Below are 335 nucleotides of genomic sequence, written 5' to 3'. Positions count from 1 at the left end.
CTGCGGATCACCGGTGTCGTCGACTGGGTCGAGACCTCGTGGGGACCTGCCGACCTGGACGTGGCGCACTGCTCGACCGCGCTCGCGCTGCTGCACGGGCCGGCATGCGGGCTGGACTTCCGCGCGCGGTACGAGGCACACGGCGGCCGGGACCTCGCCGACGACCCCGACCACCTGTACTGGCGGCTGCTCGACGCCCTGCACTACTGCCCCGACACGGCGAAACTGGCCGGGCCGTGGCGTGAACTGGGCCGGGACGATCTGACGTCCGAGGTGCTGGGAGAACGGCTGGAGGCGTATGTGGACGGACTACTGCAGCGATACGGCTGACCGGC

General features: G+C 71.0%; 1 pseudogene. It reads left to right on the top strand.

Annotation, left to right across the window (positions count from 1 at the left end):
- Positions 1-330: pseudogene (locus tag NBY69_RS37220) on the top strand (aminoglycoside phosphotransferase); the annotation flags it as partial.
- Positions 331-335: the final 5 nt, after the last annotated feature.

Source organism: Streptomyces sp. A 4/2, from assembly GCF_940670765.1.
GTDB lineage: Bacteria > Actinomycetota > Actinomycetes > Streptomycetales > Streptomycetaceae > Streptomyces.
The sequence above is the reverse complement of the archived record's forward strand: the minus strand, read 5'-3'. Positions and strand labels throughout refer to the sequence as shown.